Source organism: Cryobacterium sp. CG_9.6 (assembly GCF_029893365.1).
GTDB lineage: Bacteria > Actinomycetota > Actinomycetes > Actinomycetales > Microbacteriaceae > Cryobacterium.
The window spans coordinates 2985858-3003952 of record NZ_JARXUZ010000001.1; the positions used below are offsets into that span (position 1 = coordinate 2985858).

The 18095-nt window shown below is 61.3% G+C and carries 26 protein-coding genes; all 26 read right to left on the bottom strand.

Annotated features, from left to right (window positions below):
• Positions 1–171 precede the first annotated feature (171 nt).
• Entirely contained in the window at positions 172–774 is a 603-nt protein-coding gene (gene rplE / locus H4V99_RS13765) for a 50S ribosomal protein L5 (protein WP_280679237.1), read from the bottom strand.
• A complete protein-coding gene (gene rplX / locus H4V99_RS13770; RefSeq protein WP_280679239.1) occupies positions 774–1133 on the bottom strand; it encodes a 50S ribosomal protein L24 in 360 nt (119 codons plus the stop codon). Before rplX ends, rplE begins: the two co-directional genes overlap by 1 nt.
• Before the next feature lie 2 nt (positions 1134–1135).
• A complete protein-coding gene (gene rplN / locus H4V99_RS13775; RefSeq protein WP_035834620.1) occupies positions 1136–1504 on the bottom strand; it encodes a 50S ribosomal protein L14 in 369 nt (122 codons plus the stop codon).
• A gap of 35 nt (positions 1505–1539) precedes the next feature.
• On the bottom strand, positions 1540–1839 hold the full coding sequence (rpsQ, locus tag H4V99_RS13780; RefSeq protein ID WP_280679242.1) for a 30S ribosomal protein S17: 300 nt from the start codon (positions 1837–1839) through the stop codon (positions 1540–1542).
• Positions 1840–1841: 2 nt separating this feature from the next.
• Positions 1842–2186 (bottom strand): 50S ribosomal protein L29, encoded by a 345-nt coding sequence (gene rpmC, locus H4V99_RS13785; protein ID WP_280679244.1) that lies wholly within the window; start codon positions 2184–2186, stop codon positions 1842–1844.
• On the bottom strand, positions 2186–2605 hold the full coding sequence (gene rplP / locus H4V99_RS13790) for a 50S ribosomal protein L16 (protein WP_280679246.1): 420 nt from the start codon (positions 2603–2605) through the stop codon (positions 2186–2188). The genes rpmC and rplP overlap by 1 nt, the downstream gene beginning before the upstream one ends.
• A gap of 2 nt (positions 2606–2607) precedes the next feature.
• Positions 2608–3384: a 30S ribosomal protein S3 gene (gene rpsC, locus H4V99_RS13795; RefSeq protein WP_280679248.1), complete on the bottom strand. Its 777-nt coding sequence runs from the start codon at positions 3382–3384 to the stop codon at positions 2608–2610.
• Positions 3384–3749, bottom strand: a complete 366-nt coding sequence (rplV, locus tag H4V99_RS13800) for a 50S ribosomal protein L22 (protein ID WP_035834614.1) — start codon at positions 3747–3749, stop codon at positions 3384–3386. The genes rpsC and rplV overlap by 1 nt, the downstream gene beginning before the upstream one ends.
• 26 nt (positions 3750–3775) lie before the next feature.
• The gene (gene rpsS / locus H4V99_RS13805) at positions 3776–4057 is read right to left on the bottom strand and encodes a 30S ribosomal protein S19 (RefSeq protein ID WP_035834613.1); all 282 of its coding nucleotides are present in this window, start codon (positions 4055–4057) and stop codon (positions 3776–3778) included.
• A 9-nt stretch (positions 4058–4066) separates the two neighbouring features.
• Positions 4067–4906 (bottom strand): 50S ribosomal protein L2, encoded by an 840-nt coding sequence (gene rplB / locus H4V99_RS13810; protein ID WP_280679252.1) that lies wholly within the window; start codon positions 4904–4906, stop codon positions 4067–4069.
• A gap of 24 nt (positions 4907–4930) precedes the next feature.
• The gene (gene rplW, locus H4V99_RS13815) at positions 4931–5233 is read right to left on the bottom strand and encodes a 50S ribosomal protein L23 (protein ID WP_134172620.1); all 303 of its coding nucleotides are present in this window, start codon (positions 5231–5233) and stop codon (positions 4931–4933) included.
• Positions 5233–5883 (bottom strand): 50S ribosomal protein L4, encoded by a 651-nt coding sequence (gene rplD / locus H4V99_RS13820; RefSeq protein ID WP_280679254.1) that lies wholly within the window; start codon positions 5881–5883, stop codon positions 5233–5235. Before rplD ends, rplW begins: the two co-directional genes overlap by 1 nt.
• A 5-nt stretch (positions 5884–5888) precedes the next feature.
• Positions 5889–6548, bottom strand: a complete 660-nt coding sequence (gene rplC, locus H4V99_RS13825) for a 50S ribosomal protein L3 (protein WP_280679256.1) — start codon at positions 6546–6548, stop codon at positions 5889–5891.
• A gap of 8 nt (positions 6549–6556) precedes the next feature.
• Positions 6557–6865 (bottom strand): 30S ribosomal protein S10, encoded by a 309-nt coding sequence (rpsJ, locus tag H4V99_RS13830; protein ID WP_035834607.1) that lies wholly within the window; start codon positions 6863–6865, stop codon positions 6557–6559.
• A gap of 505 nt (positions 6866–7370) precedes the next feature.
• Complete coding sequence (gene tuf, locus H4V99_RS13835; RefSeq protein WP_280679257.1) at positions 7371–8564, bottom strand: elongation factor Tu; 1194 nt, start codon at positions 8562–8564, stop codon at positions 7371–7373.
• 135 nt (positions 8565–8699) lie between these two features.
• Entirely contained in the window at positions 8700–10814 is a 2115-nt protein-coding gene (gene fusA, locus H4V99_RS13840) for an elongation factor G (RefSeq protein ID WP_280679258.1), read from the bottom strand.
• A 104-nt stretch (positions 10815–10918) separates the two neighbouring features.
• The gene (gene rpsG, locus H4V99_RS13845) at positions 10919–11389 is read right to left on the bottom strand and encodes a 30S ribosomal protein S7 (RefSeq protein WP_035834603.1); all 471 of its coding nucleotides are present in this window, start codon (positions 11387–11389) and stop codon (positions 10919–10921) included.
• Positions 11389–11763: a 30S ribosomal protein S12 gene (rpsL, locus tag H4V99_RS13850; RefSeq protein ID WP_035834602.1), complete on the bottom strand. Its 375-nt coding sequence runs from the start codon at positions 11761–11763 to the stop codon at positions 11389–11391. The genes rpsG and rpsL overlap by 1 nt, the downstream gene beginning before the upstream one ends.
• Positions 11764–12076: 313 nt before the next feature.
• Positions 12077–12748 carry a spermidine/putrescine ABC transporter substrate-binding protein gene (locus tag H4V99_RS13855; RefSeq protein ID WP_280679259.1) on the bottom strand — a complete coding sequence of 224 codons (672 nt, stop codon included), beginning with the start codon at positions 12746–12748 and terminating at the stop codon, positions 12077–12079.
• A gap of 26 nt (positions 12749–12774) precedes the next feature.
• On the bottom strand, positions 12775–13263 hold the full coding sequence (locus H4V99_RS13860) for a DUF6121 family protein (protein WP_280679260.1): 489 nt from the start codon (positions 13261–13263) through the stop codon (positions 12775–12777).
• A gap of 59 nt (positions 13264–13322) precedes the next feature.
• Positions 13323–14390 (bottom strand): hypothetical protein, encoded by a 1068-nt coding sequence (locus H4V99_RS13865; RefSeq protein ID WP_280679261.1) that lies wholly within the window; start codon positions 14388–14390, stop codon positions 13323–13325.
• Positions 14391–14474: 84 nt separating this feature from the next.
• On the bottom strand, positions 14475–15305 hold the full coding sequence (locus H4V99_RS13870) for a prepilin peptidase (RefSeq protein WP_280679262.1): 831 nt from the start codon (positions 15303–15305) through the stop codon (positions 14475–14477).
• Positions 15306–15384: 79 nt separating this feature from the next.
• The gene (locus H4V99_RS13875) at positions 15385–15600 is read right to left on the bottom strand and encodes a hypothetical protein (RefSeq protein WP_280679263.1); all 216 of its coding nucleotides are present in this window, start codon (positions 15598–15600) and stop codon (positions 15385–15387) included.
• Positions 15601–15694: 94 nt separating this feature from the next.
• A complete protein-coding gene (locus tag H4V99_RS13880; RefSeq protein WP_280679264.1) occupies positions 15695–16384 on the bottom strand; it encodes a hypothetical protein in 690 nt (229 codons plus the stop codon).
• On the bottom strand, positions 16381–17046 hold the full coding sequence (locus H4V99_RS13885) for a hypothetical protein (protein ID WP_280679265.1): 666 nt from the start codon (positions 17044–17046) through the stop codon (positions 16381–16383). Before H4V99_RS13885 ends, H4V99_RS13880 begins: the two co-directional genes overlap by 4 nt.
• Entirely contained in the window at positions 17043–18086 is a 1044-nt protein-coding gene (gene pilM / locus H4V99_RS13890) for a type IV pilus assembly protein PilM (protein WP_280679266.1), read from the bottom strand. The genes H4V99_RS13885 and pilM overlap by 4 nt, the downstream gene beginning before the upstream one ends.
• Positions 18087–18095: the final 9 nt, after the last annotated feature.

Genomic DNA, 18095 nt, shown 5'->3' on the forward strand with positions numbered 1-18095 from the left:
TGGTTTCGTTCACCCGTTACACGGATGACGACCTGTGGTGGTGAGGGGGCCGGTCGGATGACCGGCCCCCGAGGTGAAGTTATTACGCTGGACCTGAAGTCCTCAACAAGTTGAGATCCTTACTAAGCGCAAGCTCCCAACACTAGTCGAATTTGACGACTGGTTTGTTGACTACTTGGTTTCGGCCGTCTTGAACGGGAAGCCGAGCGCCTTGAGCAGCGCGCGACCCTCGTCGTTGTTCTGGGCGGTCGTCACAACAGTGATGTCCATTCCGCGAACACGGTCGATACGGTCCTGGTCGATCTCGTGGAACATAACCTGCTCCGTGAGACCGAACGTGTAGTTTCCCGCGCCATCGAACTGCTTGTCCGACAGGCCGCGGAAGTCGCGGATACGCGGAAGAGCGAGGCTCAGCAAGCGATCCAGGAACTCCCACATGCGGTCGCCACGAAGGGTGACGTGCGCGCCAATGGGCTGGCCCTCACGCAGTTTGAACTGCGCAATGGACTTGCGAGCCTTGGTGACCTGCGGCTTCTGGCCGGTGATCTTGGTGAGGTCAGAAACCGCACCATCCATCACCTTGCCGTCGCGAGCTGCTTCTCCGACACCCATGTTGACAACAATCTTTGTCAGCGTGGGGATGCGGTGAACGTTCGTGAATCCAAGGTCAGCGGAAAGCTGAGCGCGAATCTCGCTCGTGTACTTCTGCTTGAGCCGCGGCTGGATTTTGCCAGCCGGAGCCGCAGCTTCTGTTGCTACTGCGGAGTCAGTCATTAGAGGTCCTTACCCGACTTCTTTGCGTAACGAATGCGGACAGTCTTAGCGACGCCGTTCTGCGTTACCTCTTCGGTGCGGAAGCCAACGCGTGTCGGCTTCTTGGTCTCCGGGTCAACGATCGCAACGTTGGACACGTGAATGGGTGCCTCGAACGTCTCGATGCCGCCGGTCTTGGTGCCGCGCTGGGTCTGGCCAACGCGAACGTGCTTGGTCACGAAGTTGATGCCCTCAACGAGGACACGGTTCTTCTCGACGTCAACAGAGATGATCTTGCCCTGCTTGCCACGGTCTCCGCCGCGAGCCTGGCTACGGCCGGTGATGACCTGGACGAGGTCGCCCTTTTTGATTCTGGCCATGATTAAATAACCTCCGGTGCCAGTGAAATGATCTTCATGAACTTCTTGTCGCGAAGCTCGCGACCGACCGGTCCGAAGATTCGGGTGCCACGAGGGTCACCGTCAGCCTTCAAGATCACTGCAGCGTTCTCATCGAACTTGATGTAGGAGCCGTCTGGACGACGCGTCTCCTTCTTGGTGCGAACGATGACAGCTTTGACGATGTCACCCTTCTTGACGTTGCCGCCCGGGATGGCGTCCTTGACCGTGGCGACAATGACGTCGCCCAGTCCGGCGTAACGACGGCCGGAGCCTCCGAGAACGCGGATGGTCAGGAGTTCCTTGGCACCGGTGTTGTCGGCAACCTTGACGCGTGATTCTTGCTGAAGCATTTTGTTACTCCTCTGTAGTCAAGTAAGCGCGAGGCTTACTTGGCCTTCTCAAGAATCTCGACCAGGCGCCAGCGCTTGGAGGCGCTCAGCGGACGGGTCTCACTGATCAGGACCAGGTCACCGATGCCGGCGGTGTTCGCCTCATCGTGAGCCTTCAGCTTGGACGTACGGCGGATGACCTTGCCGTACAGCGGGTGCTTCACGCGGTCTTCGACCACGACAATGATGGTTTTATTCATCTTGTCGCTGGTCACGTAGCCACGCAGCGTCTTGCGGTAACCGCGAACGAGAGCTTCAGTCTCGGCTGCGACGACCTTATCGTCAGTCTTCGCCATGACTAGGCCTCCTTCGTGTCGACGGTCTCGGCGGCGGCGTCGTCGGTGGACTCCACTGCTGCCTTGGCCTTCTTGGTCTTCTTCTCAGCCTTTTCAGCCTTGGCCGGAGCCTCGACTGCAACGGGAGTGGCACGAATGCCCAGCTCACGTTCGCGGAGAACGGTGTAGATGCGAGCGATGTCGCGCTTCACGGCGCGCAGGCGGCCGTGGCTTTCGAGCTGGCCGGTGGCCGACTGGAAGCGCAGGTTGAACAGCTCTTCCTTGGCCTTCTTCAGCTCTTCGAACAGTCGCTCATTTTCAAAAGTATCGAGCTCGACTGGGGCGAGCTCCTTGGTGCCGATCGCCATTATGCGTCGCCCTCCTCGCGCTTGATGATGCGTGCCTTGAGGGGCAGCTTGTGAATAGCGCGGGTCAGTGCCTCGCGAGCAACGGCGTCAGTGACACCGCTCAGCTCGAAAAGAACGCGACCCGGCTTGACGTTGGCAACCCACCACTCGACAGAACCCTTACCGGAACCCATGCGGGTTTCGGCCGGCTTCTTCGTAAGCGGACGGTCAGGGTAGATGTTGATCCACACCTTTCCGCCACGCTTGATGTGACGCGTCATGGCGATACGAGCGGACTCGATCTGACGGTTGGTCACATAAGCGGGGGTCATCGCCTGGATACCGTACTCACCGAACGACACCGTGGTGCCACCGGTTGCGTGGCCGGTACGGCCGGGGTGGTGCTGCTTGCGGTGCTTGACTCTACGTGGAATCAACATGGTTATGCCTCAACTCCTGCTGCGGCCGGAGCCGCTGCCGCTGCCGCCGGCGCCTCAGCGCGAGGAGCACGACGTGGTCGGTCGTCACGACGCTCGGGGCGGGACGACTTAGCGTTGGCCTGCTCGCGAGCGAGTTCCTTGTTGGTGATGTCGCCCTTGTAGATCCAGACCTTCACGCCGATACGGCCGAAGGTGGTCTTGGCCTCGTAGAAGCCATAGTCGATGTTCGCGCGAAGCGTGTGCAGAGGCACACGTCCTTCGCGGTAGAACTCCGAACGGCTCATCTCAGCGCCACCGAGACGACCGGAAACCTGGATGCGAACACCCTTGGCTCCGGCGCGCTGGGCACCCTGCAGGCCCTTACGCATCGCGCGGCGGAAAGCCACACGAGCGGAGAGCTGCTCGGCAATGCCCTGAGCAACAAGCTGTGCATCCTGCTCGGGGTTCTTGACCTCGAGGATGTTCAGCTGGATCTGCTTGGCGGTGAGCTTTTCGAGGTCAGAGCGGATGCGCTCGGCTTCGGCGCCGCGACGACCAATCACGATGCCCGGACGGGCGGTGTGAATGTCAACACGGACACGATCGCGAGTGCGCTCGATCTCAATGCGAGAAACGCCGGCACGGTCGAGGCTGGTGCTCAACAGGCTGCGGATCTTGACGTCTTCAGCGACGAAGTCGCTGTAACGCTGGCCCGGCTTCGTGCTGTCGGAGAACCAACGCGACACGTGGTCGGTGGTGATTCCCAGACGGAAGCCATAGGGATTTACTTTCTGACCCATTACTTCGTACCCTCCTCAGGAGTGGTGAGCACAACCGTGATGTGGCTGGTGCGCTTCTTGATTTCGAAAGCGCGACCCTGTGCACGAGCCTGGAAGCGCTTGAGGGTCGTACCCTCGTCAACGAATGCCCGGCTGATGAACAGGTCCTGCTCGTCCAGATACGTGTTCGCAGCATCTGCCTTGACCCGGGCGTTGGCGATGGCCGAGGCCACCAGCTTGTATACCGGATCGGACGCACCCTGGGGTGCGAACTTCAGAATGCCCAGCGCTTCGTGCGCCTGCTTGCCGCGAATCAAGTTGACAACGCGACGAGCCTTCTGGGGGGTAACGCGGATGTGACGCACGCGTGCGATCGACTCCACCATTTCTTCTCCTCCTTCACGTCACCGCGCTAGCGGCGACGGCCCTTCTTGTCGTCCTTCACGTGTCCACGGAAGGTGCGCGTGGGGGCGAACTCACCGAGTTTGTGCCCAACCATGCTCTCGGTGACGAACACCGGGATGTGCTTGCGACCGTCGTGCACTGCGATGGTGTGTCCGAGCATGTCGGGGATAATCATCGAGCGGCGCGACCAGGTCTTGATTACGTTCTTGCTCTTGGCCTCGTTCGCCGTGACAACCTTGCGGAGCAGGTGGTCGTCAACGAATGGGCCTTTCTTAAGACTGCGTGGCATCGTCTACTCCTACTTACGCTTCTTGCCGACGGTGCGGCGACGAACGATGAGCTTGTCGCTTTCCTTGTTCGGGTGGCGGGTGCGCCCTTCCTTCTGGCCCCACGGGGTGACCGGGTGACGTCCACCGGACGTCTTACCCTCTCCACCACCGTGCGGGTGGTCGACCGGGTTCATGGCTACACCACGAACTGTCGGGCGAACACCTTTCCAGCGCATACGGCCGGCCTTGCCCCAGTTGATGTTCGACTGCTCGGCGTTGCCGACCTCGCCGATCGTTGCGCGGCAGCGTGCGTCGACGTTACGGATTTCTCCGGACGGCAGACGAAGCTGGGCGTAAACACCCTCCTTCGCGACGAGACGAACCGACGAACCAGCGGAGCGGGCCATCTTGGCGCCACCACCCGGACGCAGCTCGATCGCGTGAATGATGGTACCGGTGGGGATGTTCTTCAACGGCAGGTTGTTACCGGGCTTGATGTCAGCCCCGGCTCCCGACTCGATGATGTCGCCCTGGCTGAGCTTGTTCGGCGCGATGATGTAACGCTTCGTGCCGTCAACGAAGTGCAACAGCGCAATGCGCGCCGTGCGGTTCGGGTCGTACTCGATTTCGGCAACGCGAGCGTTGACGCCATCCTTGTCGTTGCGCTTGAAGTCGATCACACGGTACTGGCGCTTGTGGCCACCACCAATGTGACGCGTCGTGATGCGCCCCTGGTTGTTACGTCCACCGGTCTTGGAGAGCGGCCGCAGAAGCGACTTCTCCGGGGTGGAGCGAGTGATTTCCGCGAAGTCGGCAACGGATGAACCGCGACGACCCGGGGTCGTGGGCTTGTACTTACGAATAGCCATTTCTGTTCCTCTTGTCCGCGCCGCTTAGCCGACGGCCGTGAAGATGTCGATGGAGCCGGACTTGAGCGTGACAATGGCACGCTTGGTGTCCTTGCGCTTGCCCATTCCGAACTTGGTGCGACGGGTCTTGCCCACGCGGTTCAGGGTGTTGATCGAAGCGACCTCTACCTTGAAGATGGACTCGATCGCGAGCTTGATCTCCGTCTTGTTCGAACGGGGATCAACGATGAAGGTGTACTTACCCTCGTCGATCAGGCCGTAGCTCTTCTCAGAGACGACCGGAGCGATGATGATGTCGCGGGGGTCCTTGTTAATCGCGGTAGCCATTATGCGGACACCTCTTCCTTCTTGGTCTTGCTCGCCACGAACGCGTCGAAGGCGCCCTTGGTGAAGACGATGTCGTCGCTGACGAGAACGTCATAGGCGTTGAGCTGGTCCCACGAGAGGATGTGAACCGTCGGGAGGTTGCGAATGCTTCGCAGCGTCATCTCGTCGGTGCGCTCGAGAACAACAAGAACGTGCTTGGTGCTGGCGATCTGCGTGAGCAGGGCCTGAGCGGTCTTGGTGTGGGGAGTCTCGCCCGTGAAGAGCGACTCAACGATGTGCAGGCGGCCGCCACGTGCGCGGTCGGACAGTGCACCCTTGAGGGCTGCGGCGATCATCTTTTTCGGGGTGCGCTGGTCGTAGCTGCGAGGCGTCGGTCCGTGGACGATGCCACCACCGGTCATCTGAGGAGCACGGATCGAGCCCTGACGAGCGCGACCGGTTCCTTTCTGCTTGAACGGCTTGCGACCAGCACCGGAAACTTCTCCACGGCGCTTGACCTTGGAGGTTCCCTGACGTGCGGCAGCGAGCTGCGCAACAACGACCTGGTGGATGAGCGGAATGTTGGCCGCGACGTCAAAGAGTTCGGCGGGCAGCTCAGCAGAGCCGGCCTTCGCGCCCTTGGCGTCGAGGATGTCGAGTGCAGTAGTCATATTAACTAAGCTCCCTTCACTGCGTTGCGGACGAATACGAGTCGGCCACGAGCACCGGGAACGGCGCCCTTGACGAGCATGACGCCCTTGTCGGCGTCAACCGAGTACACCTTGAGGTTCAGCACGGTAACGCGTTCGCCACCCATACGACCGGCCATGCGCATGCCCTTGAAGACACGGCTGGGGGTCGACGAAGCACCGATGGAACCGGGCTTACGGTGGTTGCGGTGCGAACCGTGAGAGGAGGAGACACCCTTGAAGTTGTGACGCTTCATAACACCGGCGAAACCCTTACCCTTGCTGGTGCCCATGACATCAACCTTGGTACCGGCAGCGAACACACCGTCAACGGTGAGCTCCTGTCCCAGGGAGTAGTCAGCGGCATCCGCGGTGCGGAGCTCGGTGATGTGACGGCGAGGCGTGACGCCAGCCTTGTCAAAGTGACCGGCAAGGGGCTTATTGACCTTGCGCGGGTCGATGGCACCGGCGGCGATCTGAACGCCGTTGTAGCCGTCGACGGCCTTGGTGCGAATCTGCGTGACAACGTTCGGCGCGATCTCGATGACGGTCACGGGAACAAGCTTGTTGTTCTCGTCCCACACCTGGGTCATGCCGAGCTTCTTGCCGAGGAGACCCTTGGTGGTCTTGGTATCGGAGTAAGACATCGCGGGCCCTAGAGCTTGATCTCGATGTTGACGTCGGCCGGAAGGTCGAGGCGCATAAGCGAGTCAACGGCCTTCGGAGTCGGGTCAATGATGTCGATCAGACGCTTGTGGGTGCGCATTTCAAAGTGCTCCCGGCTGTCCTTGTACTTGTGCGGAGAACGGATAACACACACCACGTTCTTCTCGGTCGGAAGCGGCACCGGGCCGACGACCGTAGCGCCCGCACGGGTCACTGTGTCGACGATCTTGCGCGCCGAAATGTCGATGACCTCGTGGTCATACGACTTAAGTCGAATGCGGATCTTCTGTCCCGCCATGTCGAACTCTCTCTCTGTTGAGGCGTCTTACATACAACTGCAGGATGTGCAGAGGTTGCATTGGACGCCGTAGTAGCACTGCTGCTGATCGCACCACTGTTCATATGTCAATTTCGACCCACGCCAATAAATTGACCCGAGCCGATCACCGCCGACTCCCAGAGCAGAACCTGGGGAACGGCATGAAAATCACACCGCTCAGAACGTTGATTTAGGCTGCGTTCTGCTACCCACGGCCTAACCTGAGCCCCCATCTCCCGGTGAAGGGAACGAGACGCGGCTATGCACTGCCTGGTAGTGATTCCGGGCCGCGCGGACGCGACGCCCGAAAATACTGAACTAGATGATTCTGCCACATACCGGGGCCGCATGCAACCCGCGCGTGTCGGAATCGGTAGATCGCGCCCTTTCCTATGTCCAGGCACAAAAAAGGGCCACATCCCGAAGGATGCGGCCCTTTTCTTACTTCACACTGGCTCGACGAGCGAGCCGGCAGAAAGGGGTGTTACTTGAGGATCTTCGTCACGGTTCCGGCGCCGACGGTGCGGCCACCTTCACGGATAGCGAAGCCGAGGCCCTCTTCCATGGCGATCGGCTGAATCAGCGCGACGTTCATGTCGGTGGTGTCGCCAGGCATGACCATCTCGGTGCCCTCAGGCAACGTGATGACGCCGGTGACGTCGGTGGTGCGGAAGTAGAACTGCGGGCGGTAGTTCGCGTAGAACGGGTTGTGACGTCCACCCTCGTTCTTGCTGAGGATGTACGCGGTGCCCTCGAAGTCGGTGTGCGGCGTAACCGAACCCGGCTTGACGACAACCTGGCCGCGCTCAACGTCTTCGCGCTTCGTGCCACGAAGAAGAAGTCCACAGTTCTCGCCGGCCCAAGCCTCGTCGAGCTGCTTGTGGAACATCTCGACACCAGTAACCGTGGTCTTCTGCGTGGCACGGATGCCAACGATCTCGACCTCGGAGTTGATCTTGAGCGTTCCACGCTCGGCGCGGCCCGTAACAACGGTTCCACGGCCGGTGATCGTGAAGACGTCCTCGATCGGCATCAAGAACGGCTTGTCCTTGTCGCGGATGGGGTCGGGGATGAAGTCATCAACGGCCTGCATCAGCGTGAGGATGTTCTCGGTCCACTTCTCGTCGCCCTCGAGCGCCTTGAGTGCGGACACAGCAACAACGGGAGCGTTGTCGCCATCGAAGCCCTGGCTGGAAAGCAACTCGCGAACTTCGAGCTCAACGAGCTCCATGATCTCTTCGTCGTCAACCATGTCGGCCTTGTTCAGCGCGACGAGCAGGGTGGGGACGCCAACCTGCTTGGCGAGCAGAACGTGCTCACGGGTCTGAGCCATCGGGCCGTCAGTAGCGGCAACCACGAGGATTGCGCCGTCCATCTGAGCAGCACCGGTGATCATGTTCTTGATGTAGTCAGCGTGGCCCGGAGCATCGACGTGCGCGTAGTGGCGTTTGTCGGTCTCGTACTCAACATGCGAGATGTTGATCGTGATGCCGCGCTGGCGTTCCTCGGGAGCCGAGTCAATCGACGCGAAGTCGCGCTGAACGTTGATCTTGGACGGGAACTTATCGGCAAGAACCTTGGAGATCGCTGCAGTCAGCGTGGTCTTTCCGTGGTCAACGTGACCGATCGTTCCGATGTTTACGTGCGGCTTTGTCCGCTCGAACTTGGCCTTGGCCACTGTGGGTCCTCCTCAGGACTCGCGTGCAAATACTCGACTGTTTTTGTGAACAATCGGAGGATGCGCTGGATGTGTCTACTTATGTTACTCGGGCCAGGTGGCCTAAGCGATTCGGCCCGAGGGCCACCGTAAAGGCTATTCGCCCTTGTTCTTGTTGATGATCTCGTCGGCTACAGCCTTCGGGACCTCCGCATAGCTCTCGAAAGTCATCGAGTACACGGCACGGCCTGAGGTCTTCGACCGCAGGTCACCGATGTATCCGAACATCTCGGAGAGGGGGACGTGTGCGCGAATTACCTTCACGCCCTGTGCGTCCTCCATGGTCTGAATCTGCCCACGACGCGAGTTGAGGTCTCCAATAACGTCACCCATGTATTCCTCAGGGGTACGTACTTCGACGCTCATCAGCGGCTCGAGCAGAACGGGGTTTGCCTTACGAACGGCTTCTTTGAAGCCCATCGAGCCGGCAATCTTGAACGCCATCTCCGAGGAGTCAACGTCGTGTGCGGCACCGTCGAGCAGGCTCGCCCGAACGCCGACCATGGGGTAACCGGCAAGGATACCCACGCGCAGGGCGTCCTGGATTCCGGCATCCACGGAGGGGATGTACTCACGCGGGATACGTCCACCGGTGACCTTGTTCAGGAACTCGTACGACTTCTCAGCAGTGATTTCCATCGGCTCGATCGCGATCTGAATCTTCGCGAACTGGCCGGATCCACCGGTCTGCTTCTTGTGCGTGTAGTCGTGACGCTCGACGGCCTTACGGATCGTCTCGCGGTACGCAACCTGGGGCTTACCCACGTTTGCTTCCACGTTGAACTCACGCTTCATGCGGTCGACGAGGATGTCGAGGTGAAGTTCACCCATTCCCTTGATTACCGTCTGGCCAGTTTCCTGGTTCTGCTCGGTACGGAAGGTGGGGTCTTCTTCAGCAAGCTTCTGAATAGCAAGGCCCAGCTTTTCCTGGTCCTGCTTGGTCTTCGGCTCGATGGCAACCTCGATAACCGGGTCAGGGAACGTCATCGACTCGAGTACGACCTGCTGGTTCGGGTCGCACAGGGTGTCGCCGGTGGTGGTGTCCTTGAGGCCGATGACCGCGTAGATGTGACCGGCGGTAACGAAACCGACCGGGTTCTCCTTGTTGGCGTGCATCTGGAAGATCTTGCCGATGCGCTCCTTCTTGCCCTTGGTCGAGTTGATGACCTGAGCTCCGCTGTCGAGGCGGCCGGAGTACACGCGCACGTAGGTGAGGCGACCGAAGAACGGGTGCACCGCAACCTTGAATGCGAGGGCCGTGAAGGGCTCCTCGGCATCCGGGTGACGCATGATGACCTTTTCCTCGTCGCGCGGGTCGTGTGCCTCAATGGCAGGCACGTCGAGCGGGGTCGGAAGGTAGTCGATAACAGCATCGAGCATCGGCTGAACGCCGCGGTTCTTGAATGCAGAACCACAGAGAACCGGGTAGATCTCGCTGTTGATGGTGAGCTTGCGAATGGCGCCCTTGATCTCGGCGACAGTCAGCTCTTCACCGGCGAAGTAACGCTCCATGAGGGCATCGTCGGTCTCGGCAACGGTCTCGAGGAGGAGCTTGCGGTACTCTGCAGCCTTCTCCACGAGGTCGGCGGGGATTTCTTCGATGGCGTACTTCGAGCCCATCTCCACGTCACCCTTGGAGTCTCCGCGCCAGGTGAGTGCACGCATCTGAACGAGGTCGACAACACCCTCGAAGCTTGACTCTTCACCGATCGGCAGCTGAATGACCAGCGGCTTGGCGCCGAGGCGCTTGATGATGGTGTCAACCGTGAAGTAGAAGTCGGCGCCGAGCTTGTCCATCTTGTTGACGAAGCAAATGCGGGGAACGTCGTACTTGTCGGCCTGACGCCACACGGTTTCGGACTGGGGCTCAACGCCCTCCTTGCCGTCGAATACGGCAACAGCACCGTCGAGGACGCGGAGCGAACGCTCCACCTCAACCGTGAAGTCAACGTGACCCGGGGTGTCGATGATGTTGATCTGGTTGTTGTCCCAGAAACACGTCGTCGCAGCGGAGGTGATCGTGATGCCACGTTCCTGCTCCTGTGCCATCCAGTCCATCGTGGAGGCGCCGTCGTGGGTCTCACCGATCTTGTGGTTGACACCCGTGTAGAACAGGATGCGCTCAGTCGTGGTGGTCTTGCCAGCATCAATGTGAGCCATGATGCCGATATTGCGGACCTTACTCAGGTCGGTGAGCACGTCAAGTGCCACAGGGGTCCTCCGGAAGGGTAGGGGTGGAAAGAGTGGAACAAAGCCCTCGTCGGTTGATCGTGTCGAGACCAGAAGGTGTCGACACGATCAACCAACGAAGATGACTACCAGCGGTAGTGAGCGAAGGCCTTGTTCGCCTCGGCCATTTTGTGAGTGTCTTCACGACGCTTCACAGCGGCACCCAGGCCGTTGCTCGCGTCGAGAATCTCGTTCGTGAGACGCTCGGTCATGGTCTTCTCGCGACGCGCCTTGGCGTAGCTGGTCAACCAACGAAGCGCCAGGGTGTTGGCGCGGTGCGGCTTCACTTCAACGGGCACCTGGTACGTGGAGCCACCAACGCGGCGCGAACGCACCTCGAGGGTCGGGCGCACGTTGTCGAGTGCCTTCTTCAGCGTGACAACGGCATCCAGCTCGTTCTTGGCGGAAACGCCGGCGAGTGCGTCGTAAACGATGCGCTCGGCAAGACCCTTCTTGCCGTCGAGAAGAATCTTGTTGACCAGCTGGCTGACGATGGGGGCACCGTAAACCGGATCTGCTACTACGGGGCGCTTAGGAGCGGGACCTTTACGAGGCATTACTTCTTCTCCATCTTTGCGCCGTAGCGGCTACGAGCCTGCTTGCGGTTCTTGACGGCCTGGGTGTCCAGTGCGCCGCGAATGATCTTGTAACGCACACCGGGAAGGTCCTTAACACGACCTCCGCGCACGAGCACCATCGAGTGCTCCTGCAGGTTGTGGCCCTCGCCGGGAATGTAGGCGGTGACCTCGGTGCCGTTGGACAGCTTGACACGGGCGACCTTACGCAGAGCCGAGTTCGGCTTCTTCGGGGTGGTCGTGTAGACGCGGGTGCAAACGCCGCGCTGCTGGGGGTTGGACTTCAGGGCGGGAGCCTTGGTCTTGGTGACCTTGGGGCTACGGCCCTTTCTGACCAACTGCTGAATGGTGGGCACTAATTACTCCTTGTTATTGCTGCACGGTGACAGCGTTGTGATGGTTAGCATTCGACGTGCCGTCTCCGGAACATCGAGTTCATCTGGACCCGTCGCGCCACACAGATTTTCATCTGAACAGTTCGCTGGGTATGCCGTGGGGGCTGCTCGGTGAGCAAACCCTGCAGTGTGGCTGCCGCGACTGTCTACATGTCTTCATTACTCACGTTCGCAGTAAATCGAGGCACACTTCAGGCGCACGACAAAGCGCACACCTTGCAACAGTAACCTGCCGATGCCCCGCGGTCAAATAGAGCAAACCGTGCTCGCGGACTCAGAAACCACTGGGCCACAGCGGCGAGTTGATCGTGTTCTCAAGGTCGGCGAGCAGCGCCTGAACCTGAGGTTCGACGAACTCGGCGACGGCCGCACGCATCCGCTCTCGATGCCCGGCGAGCTCGGCGCACAACCGGCGTCCAGCCTCGGCGGCGAACTTGTCAGCCAGCGCAACCTCGGCCAAAATAGCGGCCTTCTGTTGCGCGGTCAGGGGCGGGGCAGGTGCTTCCGGCTCGGGGTCCGGCTCGGTCTCGTCGGCGTCCGGCCACGCAGCAAGTTCACCAAACGTGAACAGGTACGGTGCGCCGGGAACGGTGGGCGGATCAATCTCGAGACCGGTGTATTCGGGCTCGAGTCCGTCGGTGGGGCGGTACAGCCGACGCGCACGTCGTGCCTCGTCCAGGCGCAGTTCATGGGCGAGCAGGGGAAGGTTCTTCTCCGTGTACTCATCAACGGATGCGTCCACCACAATTTTCATGCGCATCGCCAGTGCGTGCTGCACCGCGTGCGGAACATCTTCGTTGAGGCCGGCGGCGGCAATGACGGGCGAACCGAAGCATTGCCGGCATAAGCGGGCGCGACTGCGATGAGTTCCTGGCCGCCACCGCGGCAGCCAACGCAACCAGTTATCAACCTCGTGGCTGACCCGCGCCTCTACGGACCGCTCCATGATGCTAAGGATACGCGAAAACAGTGTTACGCGCCCGGTCGTTCCCACGGCCACAGCGGCCGGCCGCCGGAACCCACCTGCGCCGCAAGCAACCAGGAGTACATGAGGGTGACGGCGAAGGCGAAGACCCCCGTGACACCGGCAAAGGGCCCGAAGAGGATCTCAAAACCGAGCGCGGTTGCACTCCGGGTGTCACCCGTTGCGAGGAGCAAAAAAAATGCGCCGGCGATCACAAAAACACCCCAGGTCGCGATGCCCGTGACTGCTGAGTAGCCAAGCATGACGCGCTGCTTCTCGGGCCGGGTGCGTATACCGATCAGCACCATGCGGAGGAGCACGAACACCACAACCACGACCACGATGCTCGGGCCCACGAGAGGACCAGCCTGCGGATCGGCAATCACCTCCCGGTTGGTGAGCAAACTGCCCACCCCGAAAACCGCCACGATCAGCGCCGCGAAAAGCACGGCGGCAAAGATGCTGAGCGTGATGGCGTACTTTTGGTACTCGCGCACGACGTCTCCTTCGGTTCGGCCCCGTACCGACCGCGACCTCGCCGCGAGTCTATCTGGTGCTACTTGGAGAGGTGTGGGCCTTCAGCCAACAGGCGATCGTACTCTGCACGCGCCTCCGTGTTGCGCTTGGTGACGCTCTTGCCGCGCCGGGCAATCCAGGCACCAGTCCAGATGGGAACCTCACGGGCAATGACCGCGGCAGCGATTGCGCCGGGGTTCAGCCACTGGGTCGAGACAAATCGTGCGGCCTCGGCCGGCGAGAGGTTCCAGGCCTGCACGGTGAGGAGCGCTCCTCCGATGTAGGAGAAGTAGACCACGACGGCCACGAGGAACCCGAAGAGCACGTACGCCCACCAGCCTCCGCGGTTCACGATGGCGACCAAAATGGAGAGAGCAAGGAAGAAGAAGATGACCGGAATGTAGAACACCGGGCGCACCGCGAACTCGGTGAACGTGGTGGCTGCCACCGAGAGGGTGGTACTGGTGACACCGGCGATCACGAAGATGGCAATCGAGTAGAGCACAGTAAAGACCGCCGTGGCGAGAAGAGCAATAAGGATTCCTCCACCACGGTTGCTGCGATACACGGGCTTCTGCGGTGCCTGCACATAAATAGGTGTGGGGGCAACGGGAGCAGCGACCGGTATCGTTTCAGCGACTGGCCCTGTTTCCGCAACTGGCCCTGTTTCCGCAACTGGCACGGGCACGTAGGCCGGCTCGACCACGGAGCTGGCGGCAACGGGCTGTGCAGTGGCCTCCGCTATGACGGCCGGGGTGGCCTCGCGCGCGGCAGGCGGCAAAATCAGCGGCGCGACAACGGCCGTGTCGTCGGCCTGGCGAGCACTCTCGGTCGGGGCAGCGTCGCTTCGGGGTGCGTCGCTCCGTGCCGCGTAGTCATCGGCGAGGCTCGGTGCGGCAGCGTGCGATCCCGTGCCGGCGAAGTTTTCGGGTTCCTCGGTGGCAGCAGCGGCGTAGTCGATTTCAAGCCGCTCGTGGTCGACCGCGCGAGAGTCGGTGGCTGTTTCCTCGCGCTGGCCGCTATCGGCACCGTGCGTTGTGGGCTCGACGGGCGTCGCAGCATCCGTTTCGGGATTCTTCGTGCCGTCGTTGGGTGTGGTGTCGCTCATGCTGCACTCCTCGTGGCCTGAATGGTGGCTGACGCTGCCATAGTACCAAGGCCTTTTCTCACGGCGGCCGGGGCGCGCGGCGCGTCACGCCAAACCGTAGAGCCTCAGGTAGCCGTAGGCGAGGGCATCACCGAACAGGATGCCGATCCAGGCTCCGGCGAGCATCCAGGGCCCAAAGGGAATGCTGCTCGTGCGACCCGCGCGTTTGATTGCCAGCAGGATGAGGCCGAACAGGCCGCCGAGCAGAAACGCACCAAAGGCGCCAACGATCAGTTGCGGCCACCCGAACCAACCGAGATAGAGCCCGAGAAGTCCGGCGAGCTTGACGTCACCAAAGCCCATGCCGCCCGGGCGAATGATGGCGAGAGCGAAGTACAGGCTAAAGAGAGCTGCGCCTCCCCCGAGCGCGCCCAGCAGACGTTCCGGCTCCCCGGCCACGAGGGCGGTGGCGGCTAAGAGGATGGCAGAAACCCAATATGCCGGAAAGAGAATGCGATTGGGAAGTCGACGGGTTGCGGCGTCAATAAGGCCAAGCGCCACACTGATCGCCGCGAGATAGAGCAGCGCAATCAGGCCGAGCACCAGAGCGATGACTCCCGCGGTGTCCGCCGGCAGTCCGTTCCGCAGAGCCCACCAGGTGATGGCCGCGAACGTGAGGGCAGTGCCCAGCTCAACAAAAAGGTATCGGGGCGAGATGGGTTCCCCGCAGTGACGGCAGCGTCCGCAGAGAAGCAGCCAGGACAGCACGGGAATGTTGTCCACCGGCCGAATGCGCGTGCCACACTGCGGGCACGCGCTGGGCGGCGACACAGTGGATTCGCCGCGGGGCACTCGGTAGATCACCACGTTGAGGAACGAGCCGATCACCAGCCCGTAGATGAACGCAAACGCAACGGCCCAGACAAAAACCAGCACTATTGCCTCCCGCTCTGGGCGGCTCGAACCGCATCGAGTCAACGGTAGCAAAGGCGGGGGCTCTGCCTGACTTCACGGGCTAAAGTGCGGGGCCGCCACCGTCGGGGATTGGCCGGTGAGGCAACACTCCGCTAGACAGCGGAATGATATCCAGCATGCTGATGGTGATGGTGGTCACAATCGCAGCGGCCAGCACCACCACCAGAAGAAGTCCCATGACTGCCAGCATCAGACGAGGGTGCACCGAGCGTGCAGCGCGCGCCCACACCACCGGGGCCAGCAGTGGTTTCGTCATGCTCACACCCCTTGTATTCTCGTAACGCGCTGGTCTTAGACTACGCGAATTGTCCCCCAAACGAGGGGTTTTTTTAGGGGCTAAACGAGACGGTCTACTGCACCGCTGTGAGGATGGTCGAATCCGCGTAGACGTACATTAGCGCGGAAATGGTGGTGGTTACAGACCCTGTCTCCGGTGCAGCAGGCTCCGTAGACACGGACGTAACCGCAAAGAGGCGAGCCGCGTTTTGCAGGCCCGAGACAAAGTCGAGTCCCGCCGGGCCGCTGCCGTCCACAACGATCACAACCGGGATCGCCGCAAAAGTGGTTGCCGTAATGCGCGGGTCGATAACCGGTGCGGTAGCCGCCGCGGGAGCGCCGGTAGCGGACGCATCCGTCTGGGTAGCGGCGTCGGTCGTTGCGACGGCGGCCGGCGCACCGACGGCGACCGGGTCGAAGGCCTGTGCCTCATTGTGAATAATGCTGGAGATGCTTACCTGGCTGGCGCCGGCAATCGCACCGATTTCATCAATGGCGGCCGGAATCTGCGCCGAATTCGGCACGGCTTCCTGAACCGCAGCCAGGTCGTCCTGTAAGGCGTCCAGGTTCTCGAACTGCTTTTTGAATGTTTCAGCCTGCGCTTCGTAGGCAGCGTTCTCGGACACCGCAGCGGCGAGACTCTCTTCCGTCACCTGCGCCTGCGCAAGTTTAGGCGAGATGGCCAGCACCCAGCCGAGCACAGCAATTGCGCCGATCAGCAACACCGCGCCGATCACCCAGAGCCTGTTCTTGTCCACGGTCACTGCCCTTCTGGTAGCGCAAATCGCTGGGTGAGAGCGTCTTCATTGATATGGAGCAACCAATCCACCGTGTAGGTGCCGCCTTCTACTCGGGTGATGACGGGAGGGTAGGAGTCTGCATATCCGGGCAGGCTCTCCATCGCCTCCAGCCAGGGTGGCAACGACGGCACGGTCGGTGCCGCAAACACGACCCTGACCGTCGCGGTGCGAGGACCCTGCAGGGGCACAGTGGGCTGTTCGTAGATCACCAACGGGCTTGCGGACTCCAGCGAGTACGAGCTCACGCCCACGTCAGCGGGGAGTCGAGACTGGATCTCGGCAACATAGGCCTTCCAATCGATCTCGGTTGACGCACCAAATTCGCGGGCCACCTTCGTGCCATCGAGGTCGCTCTGCATCTTTTGAACCCCGGAATACTGCGCCTGAGCCGCGAGCAGCTCCACCGTGCGTTGCTGCGCGAGCACCAACTCGCGTTGAACCTCGGCAGCTTGCCAGGTGGATGCGGCTATTCCCGCTCCGACCAGCAGCGACACGATCACGAGAACTCCCCCCAGACGCTGCAGAATGATTCGTTCGCGCTTGCGCAGCCGAACCTCCGGTGGAAGCAAATCCACGCGCGGTTCCGCACCGAACTGCACCTCGTCGGTGGATTGCGTCGTGCTCATAATGCGCTCCCCAGTACCAGGCCAAGTGCTACGCCAAACGTGGCCGCTCGGGCGGTCACCTTCGCGGCATCAATTCCTCGGCCCAGCGTCACCGTGCGCACCGGGTCTGCCGTGAGAAGGGGCAGCCTGGTCAGCACCTCCAGCGCTGCGGAGAAGCCCTGCAGCTCAATTCCGCCACCGGTGAGCACAAGGCCGGTCACCGGCATCTCTGGGCGGGTGTTCGCAAAGTAGTTCACGGTGTTGCGAAGGCTGCTGAGCAGCTCTGCTGTGGACTCGGCGATCGACACGGCGGCCGGTGAAGTGGCTACAGTCAGAGGAACGAGCCCCGTCTCCCGCTTCACGGCTTCGGCAGTCGGCTCATCAATCCCCAGCGCGCTCATGAGCGCCTGCGTGACGTCGCCGCCTCCAGCGGGAATCAGCCGCACAAATTGGGGAATCCCGGCGTGGGTAATCACCACGGACGTGGTTGCCATCCCCACATCGATGAGAGCCACAGTCCCTGCAAAGGTGGTGCCCCGGCACAGCGCGCGAATGAGCGCGAACGGAATGAGGTCTACCTCAACGACCGTGAGTCCTGCGAGTTTCACCGCCGCGATGTTACCCCGCACCGTTTCTTTCACTGCTGCGATGAGCAAACCCTTGACCTCGGGCCCGGTCTCACCGTCGACCTCCGAGATGGGGTAGAAGTCCAGCAGGGCGTCAGCAACGGGAACCGGAAGCAGGTCCTGCACCAGAAACGGCAGCGTCTCGCGAATACGGGTGATCGTCATCTTGGGCACGGTCAGATCGCGCACTAGGGCACGGTGGTTTCCAATGCCGAGAACCACGCGCTTACTCGTGAACCCACCGGCAGACCAGAGGCTCTTGAGCGCGTCCGCAACCGTATTGGGTTCCACCACTTCGCCCCGCACCACTGCTCCGGTGGGGAGCGCCACCTCGCGGTAATGCACCAGCCTCGGCGACGGCTTGTCGGCATCCGCGAGTTCAACGGCGCGGATGCCTGCGGTACCAATATCGATACCCACAATGTTGCGTGTCATTTCTGTGCC